9 protein-coding genes are annotated in these 9,252 nt (G+C 54.9%); all 9 read left to right on the top strand.

Features of this window, described 5'->3' with window-relative positions; genetic code table 11:
* The first annotated feature begins 193 nt into the window (after window positions 1–193).
* Complete coding sequence (locus Q2B33_RS21580) at window positions 194–2,554, top strand: hypothetical protein (protein WP_300569982.1); 2,361 nt, start codon at window positions 194–196, stop codon at window positions 2,552–2,554.
* 285 nt (window positions 2,555–2,839) lie between these two features.
* Complete coding sequence (locus tag Q2B33_RS21575; protein WP_300569985.1) at window positions 2,840–3,103, top strand: IclR family transcriptional regulator C-terminal domain-containing protein; 264 nt, start codon at window positions 2,840–2,842, stop codon at window positions 3,101–3,103.
* Window positions 3,104–3,328: 225 nt separating this feature from the next.
* A complete protein-coding gene (locus Q2B33_RS21570) occupies window positions 3,329–5,878 on the top strand; it encodes a glycyl radical protein (RefSeq protein WP_300569988.1) in 2,550 nt (849 codons plus the stop codon).
* Window positions 5,879–5,979: 101 nt separating this feature from the next.
* Complete coding sequence (locus Q2B33_RS21565; protein WP_300569991.1) at window positions 5,980–6,336, top strand: DUF5674 family protein; 357 nt, start codon at window positions 5,980–5,982, stop codon at window positions 6,334–6,336.
* Window positions 6,321–6,620: a hypothetical protein gene (locus tag Q2B33_RS21560; protein ID WP_296456313.1), complete on the top strand. Its 300-nt coding sequence runs from the start codon at window positions 6,321–6,323 to the stop codon at window positions 6,618–6,620. The genes Q2B33_RS21565 and Q2B33_RS21560 overlap by 16 nt, the downstream gene beginning before the upstream one ends.
* 76 nt (window positions 6,621–6,696) lie before the next feature.
* A complete protein-coding gene (locus Q2B33_RS21555; protein WP_300569995.1) occupies window positions 6,697–7,503 on the top strand; it encodes a nucleoside phosphorylase in 807 nt (268 codons plus the stop codon).
* A gap of 11 nt (window positions 7,504–7,514) precedes the next feature.
* Window positions 7,515–7,862, top strand: a complete 348-nt coding sequence (locus Q2B33_RS21550) for a hypothetical protein (protein ID WP_330684843.1) — start codon at window positions 7,515–7,517, stop codon at window positions 7,860–7,862.
* 64 nt (window positions 7,863–7,926) lie between these two features.
* Window positions 7,927–8,724 (top strand): glycyl-radical enzyme activating protein, encoded by a 798-nt coding sequence (locus tag Q2B33_RS21545; RefSeq protein WP_300569998.1) that lies wholly within the window; start codon window positions 7,927–7,929, stop codon window positions 8,722–8,724.
* Window positions 8,725–8,734: 10 nt separating this feature from the next.
* Window positions 8,735–9,252 (top strand): class I SAM-dependent methyltransferase (locus Q2B33_RS21540; RefSeq protein ID WP_300570001.1); only part of this gene is annotated, 518 nt, incomplete at its 3' end.

The following is a 9,252-nucleotide window of genomic DNA, read 5'->3' as shown; positions in this document are numbered from 1 at the left end:
TAATGTAATCATGCGAATGAACCAGTCAGCGTTATGCAGTCTGGTTTCACGGCAAATGAAAGCGTTAAGCAGTATAAATAGCTGATTCAGGATATATGCCGGGATGTCGTCAAAGTATCCCGGCATATGTCAAACAAAGAAAGGTGAGGTTATGTTTGATCTGGCGACTGCTGTTGTTCCGAAAACACCTTATATGACTGTCTTTGAGAAAAAGACCGTGGATGTCTTCTGTGAGGAGCTTGCGGGACGGAGCGGCGTGGACCTTCGCGGCAACGCCGTATCCGCCGAGGCGGACACCATAGAATTTTATAATGAAGGAAATCCGGCGGCTTATGGAGAGAACCTTTTGGAGCTGTTCCGCGATATCCCTGAGGCGGGAAAGGAGGGCTTCCGCATCAGAATCGCGGGCGGGGAAGGCCGCAGGCGGCTGATTGTCCTGGGGAAGGACGAGAGGGGCGAATTCTACGGCTGCGCCCGGATTCTCCGCAGAGTCGCGGCCAAAAACGGGAGAATCCTGTGCCCGGAGGAGCTGGACGGCGTGAGCATGACACCGGAATATCCGCTGCGGGGCCATCAGCTGGGATTTCGGGATAAGAACAATACCTACAGCGCCTGGACTGTGAAGGATTTCGAGCGCTATATCAGGGACATGGCCCTGTTCGGAGCCAACGCCATAGAGCTCCTGCCGCCGAAGACGGACGACGCCCTGTTTTCTTCCACCTTTGTGGAGGATCCCTTCCGGCTGATGATCGAGGTATCCAGGATCATCCATTCCTACCATATGGATGTATGGCTGTGGTATCCTAACGTGGGGGAAGACTATGACGATTTAGACTGCCTGTACAGGGAGCTGCAGGAGAGGGAGCTGATTTTCTCCTCCATCCCTTATCTGGACGCGATTCTGGTTCCGCTGGGGGATCCCGGCTCCCTTTGGCCGGACAGGGCCATGCAGGTCACGGAGGAGTGCGCGAAGATCATGCGCAAATACCATCCCCATGCGGGGGTCTGGGTGGCTCCCCAGCATTTTCAGCCGGAACCGGGATGGTATGATGACTTTTACAATCTGATTGCAAAGGAGCCGGACTGGATCGACGGTGTCTGCTTCGCACCCTGGGAGCAGCATGAGATTATGGAGATGCGGGATAAGCTGCCGGAGAGATACAGGCACAATATCCGCAATTATCCGGACATCTCCCATAACACGAACTGCCAGTTCCCGGTGCCCATGTGGGACAACGCCTTTGCGATGACGCTGGGCCGGGAAGGGAACAGCGCCCGACCGAAGGCCATGAAATACATACACAATATGATTGAGCCGTACACATGCGGCGCGATCACCTACTCCGAAGGCATCCATGACGATATCAACAAGGTCATCTGGTGCGACCAGGATTTTGACAGCAGGACGGAGGCGGCGGATACTATCCGGGATTATGTCCGGCTGTTCATCGATTCTGAGATTACGGAGGAGCTTACGGATCTGGTGCTGCGCTCGGAGGACGACTGGGCGGGCCCGATTCTTGCGAATGACGGAATCGACAGGGTATACCGCGACATGTGCGCGCTGGATGATAAAGCGGATGAAAAGACCCGGAACAACTACCGCTACCAGATGATCAAACTGCGCATTTTCAGCGACTATTGGACAAAGCACAAATACGCGGCGGATCAGGAGAATGAGAAAAAGGCCAGGGAAGTTCTTGCCCGGGCGGCGCAGCTTGGCTCGGAAGCGGCCATAAAGGAAGCCAGGAGCGCGCTGAACCTTTCCAGAGACGTCCCTGCCATGGAGGAAGTGCTGTCTGAAATGCAGAAGCTGGCAGACGAGCTTTATAAAAACTGCAAGATTCAGCTGACGGTCACATGGCACCGCGGGCAGCGCTGGATCAGAGGGGCTTACCTGGAGACCGCCGGCATGCCGCTGAACGATTATCAGTATCTGATGGGCAGGATGAAGGAGATTGAAAAGGAGTCTGATGAAGAGCGCAGGGTGGGAGAGCTGCTCGCATGCATTTCCCGTGAGGATCCGGGGGAAGGGGGCATCTACTGCAGCCTGGGCACGCCGGAAGGCTTTGCCCATGTGACCCAGTACAGAACCTGGGAGGAGGATCCCGGCTATCTGAAAACACCTCTGAAGGATCACAGCATTTACAGCATCATGGGTATGTTCCATCAGATGCGGGGCTGGCATGACGAATTCCCCATGCCCTTGAGCTGGGCCTGGAATGCCACCGCGCTGTACGGGACTCCCCTGGAGGTCACCTTTGACGGCCTGGATCCGGAAAAGGAATATAGGCTGAAGGTCTTCTATCCCAATGCATTCCTGAAGGCGGTCCATCATATGCAGAGGCCAGAAGAGGATACGGAATGCCGCTTCTATGCCGGGGACACGCTGCTTGCCGACAGGATTCCCAGACCGGAGATAAGCAGCGGCGCGGTGTGGGAATATGATCTGCCGAAGAGCAGCTATGCGGACGGGACGCTCAGGCTGAAATGGCAGGTATACGGGACGCTGAAGGCATTCGCCGTCAGCGAGCTGTGGATCGTACGGAAATAAGGAGAATGGGAGAGCTGGAGCCGCGAAAGCTACGCGGCATGAAAGGGGTTAATATGGATTTTGCAGAAAAATTTCCCGGCGGTGTCTGGCCGGTGATGATGCCAGTCCAGTGAAATCTTCTATCTCCTTCTGTCCAACAGGCTTGCCGGTCCGGAGGATCCGGAGGAAGTCTGGACAGAGAATTTCTACAGGCTTCTGGACAGACTGAATCCGGATATCCGCCTGGGGATCTATGAATGCCCCTATCCCTACAAACGGATTCTGCGCAGCCGGGAAATTCAGGCCATGGTCGGCACGGGGAAATTCCATTTCCTGAAGGAAAAGCTTCTGGAGGAGCTGGAGGAAATCCGGAAGAGAGGATATTCCACCGACAATATGGAGCATGAATTCGGGATTTCCTGCGTGGCGGTCCCTCTGTTCGGCCTGTCCGGAGAAATCATCGGCGCTGTCAGTGTCTCCGGCCCATCGCTGCGGTTCACCGCGCAGACCATCCCGGTGATATATGCCACCATGTCCGGGATTCTGGAAGAGGTGCAGTATGTTTATTAGTCATAAGTGTGTATTCGTGCATAAAAACAACAACATTCAAAATAAATCCACAAAAAAATAATAGAAAACAGTGTTAGATTCATTGACATCAGAGCCATGGAGGCATATACTGGAGGATAAGGGCATCTGTGGGCGGAGCCTGCAGACCGAAGCGAAGAGAACAAGAAATCAAAAGAATGAGATAGTAAAGAGCATGTAAAGCAGACAGTACGGAAAGGAGCACCCATGGCAAAATATTACACACAGGAAATCCCCAAAACGGACAGGATCCCCAGGCTGGTGGCGCATCTCTACGCCAAGATGCCAGAGATTGAGTCCGCCAGGGCCAGACTGATCACGGAATCCTATAAGGCCACGGAGGACAAGCCCGTCATCATGCGGCGGGCCCTGGCTTTCGCGCATATCCTGGACAATATCCCTATCATCATCAGGGAGGGAGAGCTGGTGGTGGGCAGCAGTACCATCGCCCCCAGAGGCTGCCAGACCTATCCGGAATTCTCCTACAAATGGCTGGAGGCGGAGTTCGAGACCGTGGCGGAGCGGAAAGCCGATCCTTTCTACATAGCGGACCAGACCAAGAAGGAGCTGCTTGCGGCGGATGCCTACTGGGAGGGGAAGACGACAAGCGACCTGGCCACCGCCCTCATGACAGAGGAGACGAAGAAAGCCATCGAGCACAACATCTTCACCCCCGGCAACTATTTCTACAACGGCGTGGGCCATGTCACCGTCCAGTACGACAAGGTGCTGGCCATGGGCTACAGAGGGATCATTGAGGAGATACGGCAGGAGCTGGACAGGTGCAATCCCGGAGACGGGGATTACTGCACCAAGAGCCAGTTCCTGAAAGCTGCCATCCTAAGCTGCGAGGCCGTGATCCGGTATGCCCGCAGGTATGCGCAGCTGGCGGAGAAGGAGGCGGCTGCCTGCACGGATTCTGCCAGAAAACAGGAATTGCTGCAGATCGCGGCCAACTGCGCAAGGGTGCCGGAGCATGGGGCCGCCACGTTCCATGAGGCCTGCCAGAGCTTCTGGTTCGTGCAGCAGCTCCTGCAGCTGGAGTCCAGCGGGCATTCCATCTCCCCGGGGCGCTTTGACCAGTATATGTATCCTTACTATAAGAAAGACCTGGAGGCCGGGAGGCTGACCAGGGAATCCGCCCAGGAGCTGATCGACTGTATCTGGGTGAAATTGAACGATTTGAACAAATGCCGTGACGCCGCCAGCGCGGAAGGGTTCGCGGGCTACAGCCTGTTCCAGAACCTGATTGTGGGCGGACAGGACAAAGAGGGGTTAGATGTGACGAATGACCTGAGCTTTATGTGCATCACGGCCTCCAAGCATGTGTTCCTGCCCCAGCCATCCCTTTCCATCCGGGTGTGGAACAAGTCGCCCCACGAGCTGCTGCTGAAGGCGGCAGATTTGACGCGGACGGGCATCGGTCTGCCTGCGTACTACAATGATGAAGTCATTATCCCCTCGCTGCTGAGCAGAGGCCTTACCCTGGAGGACGCCAGGGACTACAATATCATCGGCTGCGTGGAGCCCCAGAAAGCGGGGAAGACGGAGGGCTGGCATGACGCGGCGTTCTACAACATGTGCCGTCCCCTGGAGCTGGTGTTCTCCAATGGCTGGGACAAGGGCGAGAAGATTGGCATAGAGACCGGGGCCGTGGAGGACATGGCTACCTTTGAGGAGTTCTATGATGCCTATAAGAAGCAGATGGATTACAACATCTCCCTGCTGGTGAACGCGGACAATGCCATCGATGTGGCCCATGCCACCAGATGCCCCCTGCCGTACCTGTCCTGCATGGTGGACGACTGCATCAAGCGGGGGAAGAGCGTCCAGGAGGGCGGCGCCGTCTACAACTTTACCGGGCCTCAGGGCTTCGGCATCGCCAACATGGCGGACTCGCTGTACGCAATCAAGAAGCTGGTATTTGACGAGAAGAAGGTGACTCTGGCGGAGTACAAGCGGGCGCTGGCCATGAACTACGGCCAGGGCTTCGATGCCGTCAGCGCCGGGGAAATCGTGACGGAGATTCTGAGGGAGATTCGCAAGGTGAATCTCCCTGAAATGGACAGAAACGGCATGGCCGTGGACGAAGCCCAGGTTGCGGGCATGATTGCGGCAGTGATGAACGCGGAGCTTCCGGCGGAAGAGAAGAAGAGATACGAGGAGCTGCGGGCCATGATAGACGAAGTGCCCAAGTTCGGCAACGACAACGAGGAGGTGGACATGTTCGCCAGGGATGTGGCGTACACTTACACCAGGCCGCTATTGAACTACCGCAATCCCAGAGGCGGCCAGTTCCAGGCGGGGCTGTATCCGGTGTCGGCCAATGTGCCCCTGGGGGCCCAGACCGGAGCCACCCCGGACGGCAGGCTGGCCCATACCCCCGTGGCGGACGGCGTGTCCCCCTCGGCGGGCAAGGACGTGTACGGCCCCACTGCGGCGGCAAACTCCGTGTCCAAGCTGGATCACGGCATCGCCTCCAACGGCACCCTGTTCAACCAGAAATTCCATCCCACGGCGCTCAGCGGAGAGAAGGGGCTGGAGAACTTCGTGGCGCTGATCCGCTCCTATTTCGACCAGAAGGGGAGCCATATGCAGTTCAATGTGGTGGACAGGGAGACCCTATTGGATGCCCAGGCCCATCCGGAGAAGTACGCCCACCTGGTGGTGCGGGTGGCAGGGTACAGCGCGCTGTTCACGACGCTGTCCAAGTCCCTGCAGGACGATATTATCCGCAGGACGGAGCAGGGGTTCTGAAAGGAACCGCATGTGTGATGCGGGGGACAGAGAAGACTGCGGCGGGAAATCATCATTCTTGAAATAATGTTTTTTAGACAGGTTACTGGGGGATTAGAGAAATGATTATTTTGGATAAACCATATACAGTAAAAGAATTGAATGAAATAAAGCCATATGCAAACGGGTTTGTGAAAGGAGTTGTGGACCTGAATCAAGAACTGGTTGCGCTGGATGCAGATATGCATTATGAACTGGCTGATTATCTGAAAGAACAGCGGGGATCAAAAGAAATTGACATGTGGGGATTTAATTTGTGGCTTGAGAACCAGTCAATGGGTGATATTTTGGAATATGATTCTTTCATCAATATCCATAATAATCAGCTTCATGGCTTTCCGCGTGGCGGAATGGGAATATTGGATGCGGATATCATGGCAAGAGCAACGGAGGTAATTTGTAAATGGATTCAGTTTTGAATGAAAAGTGGTTTGAGTTATCCCTTGTGCAGCAGATGATAAACATTGGAAATGAGGTAAAACGGGCACTGAAATTTTCTGCAGATCTGGATAAGAGAGATATGTTTTTTGACAGAGCGATACAGTATACGAATTTTACAATGGAAGACCCTAAAAACGCTCATGTATTGTCGGAGTTACTGATTAGTAAAGAAGTGCTGGAAGATTATCGTGGAGAACATAATCTCGCCTGCACAGGGGAACAGATTAACGGATATTATCAAGCTTATCAATACCTTTTGTAGCACTTTTACGTGGCATAAAGTTATCAATCATGCAGGTACAGACTGTCCCTATAAGGATGACAGAATGGAGAAGAAAATGATAGTAAAACACGAATATCCGATCCTGGAATACAGCACGGAAAAAACCGCAGTCATCAATCCGGACAGGAACGCATCCAAAGCGGACAGGGACGGAGAGGGCGGGGGCGGTTTCAGGCGTTTCCCGAGACTCTGCCTGGTCACATTCTTCGAAGAGGTGCTTGACAGCGCGGTAGAGAGATATGGGGGAGAGAAGATAGGGACCTACGTTTCCGAAATGAAGGACTTCCATGCATACCGATTTACAGTGGAAGGGACGGAAGTCTGTGCCGTGCAGGCGGTGGTGGCTTCCGGCTCCATCGCCATGATGACGGACTGGCTGTACGGCCAGGGTGTAGAGGCGATTGTCTGCTGCGGCTGCTGCGGGGTGCTGGACGACATTCCGGAGGGAGCCGTGATCATACCGGTGCGGGCCCTCAGGGACGAAGGGGCTTCGTACAAGTATCTGCCGCCTGCGCGGTTCATCGAGCTGCAGCAGGAGCCCATAGAGCGCTTCCGGGAAGTCCTGTCCGGCCACGGCATCCCCTACATAGAATGCGCCACCTGGTCTACGGACGGATTCTACAGGGAGACCCGGGAGATGGTGGCTTACCGGAAGGAGGAGGGCTGCAGGGCCGTGGAGATGGAATGCGCAACAATGGCGGCCATCGCCCAGTTCCGGGGGAAGGTCTTCGGGCAGTTGCTCTACAGCGGCGACATCCTCATCGGCGGTGCGGAGGACTATGACGACAGAGGCTGGAACAATAATGTTTCCGCAAGGGAGAGGCTGTTCGCTCTCGCCTTGGAGGCGTTGTGCAAGCTGTAGGGGAAATGCGGATGAATGGTTTTGATGATGCTTTTTGGAAAATGCTGGACTCCCTGGTGATGGATTCGGAAATCGTGACAGACAGGCCAAAAGGGACAGTCCATCCGAAATATCCGGACTTTGTCTATGAGGTTGACTATGGATATTTAAAGGATACTTCACCCATGGATGGCGCCGGCATTGATGTGTGGGTGGGCTCAGGGGAAAAGCGGGTAGACGCGGTCATGTGTACTGTTGACTGCCTGAAACGGGATTCGGAAATCAAGATTTTGATCGGATGTACGGAAGAAGAAAAGCTGTCAGTATATCGAGCCCATAATGAGACACAGTATATGAAGGGTATCATGATAAGGCGCTGAATGGGGCCGGAATTCAGTAACCGTAAGTATGAAATGCCGCTCGCGCGGCGGAATGAGATGAAAAATGACGACAGAATATTTACAGACAAAAGGCCGGATATTCGACATACAACGGTATTCCATCCATGACGGAACGGGAATCCGAACCATCTGTTTCCTGAAGGGCTGCGTGCTGCGGTGTAAATGGTGCTGCAACCCGGAGTCCCAGGAGTATGGGATCCAGGAGATGACCGTCCAGGGCAAGACGAAGATTATCGGCCGCGACGTGACGGTGGCTGAGGTCATGGAGACCGTGGAGAAGGACAGGCCCTACTACCACCGCTCCGGCGGGGGGCTGACCCTGTCCGGCGGGGAGAGCCTCTGTCAGCCCGAGTTCGCCAGAGACCTGCTCCGGGCGGCCAGGGCCGTGGGGATAGGCACCGCCATGGAGAGCATGGGCTGTGCGAAATGGGAGGCCATTGGGGGGATTCTGCCATACCTGGACCATTACCTCATGGACATCAAGCACATGGACAGCGAAAAGCATAAGCGCTTCACCGGAAAAGGGAATGAGCTGATGCTGGAGAACGCGAAGAAGATTGCGGCATCCGGCCAGACGTTCCTCAGCATACGGGTGCCCGTGATTCCCACTTTCAACGATACCCCAGAGGAAATCAGGGCCATCGCCCGGTTCGCGGATGCGCTGCCAGGGGTGGAGGAGATTTACCTGCTCCCCTACCACAGGCTGGGCCAGGACAAGTACGCGGGCCTGGGCAGGGTATACGAGCTGCCGGACATCCTGCCGCCGGAGACGGAGCATATGGAGCGGCTGAAGCGGGAAGTGGAGAACTGCACGAAATTAAGATGCCATATAGGCGGTTAAGCGAACAAAAATGAAAAAGACAGATGCAATCCTCCGGCTTGTGAGGCAGGAGATTGAAAACAAGGATGTATTGGAGGTGGCCTGCGGCACGGCAGAATTTTCCTTATCCGCCGCACAGTATGCGAGGCAGGTCGCTTGTATTGATATCGACAGCAGCCGTCTGAACGGTTTGGTGGAAACCAGCGAAAATATCCGTTTCCGGAAGATGGATGCCGCTGAAATGGAGTTCGGGAGCGATACGTTTGATACGGTGATTCTGTACAATGCGCTTTGCCATATTGAAAGCCGGTATGATGCGATCATGGCGGAATGCAGGCGTGTGCTGAAGCCGGAGGGGCGCATCCTCCTGATCGCCACCTGGAAGATGGACGGCTCCCTTATGGCGGAGATGTTCGGTGACAGGGTGGAACGGCTGGAAGGATTTTGTATGGTGAAACTTGGGAAATCAAATACCCCGCTGCAAGCAACGGGGTATCAAGCTTGCAACGCTGCAGAGCAGAAAGTGTCCTTCGGACACTTTGGTATTTG

The organism is uncultured Acetatifactor sp. (genome assembly GCF_948601915.1).
Lineage (GTDB): Bacteria > Bacillota > Clostridia > Lachnospirales > Lachnospiraceae > Acetatifactor.
The sequence above is the reverse complement of the archived record's forward strand: the minus strand, read 5'-3'. Positions and strand labels throughout refer to the sequence as shown.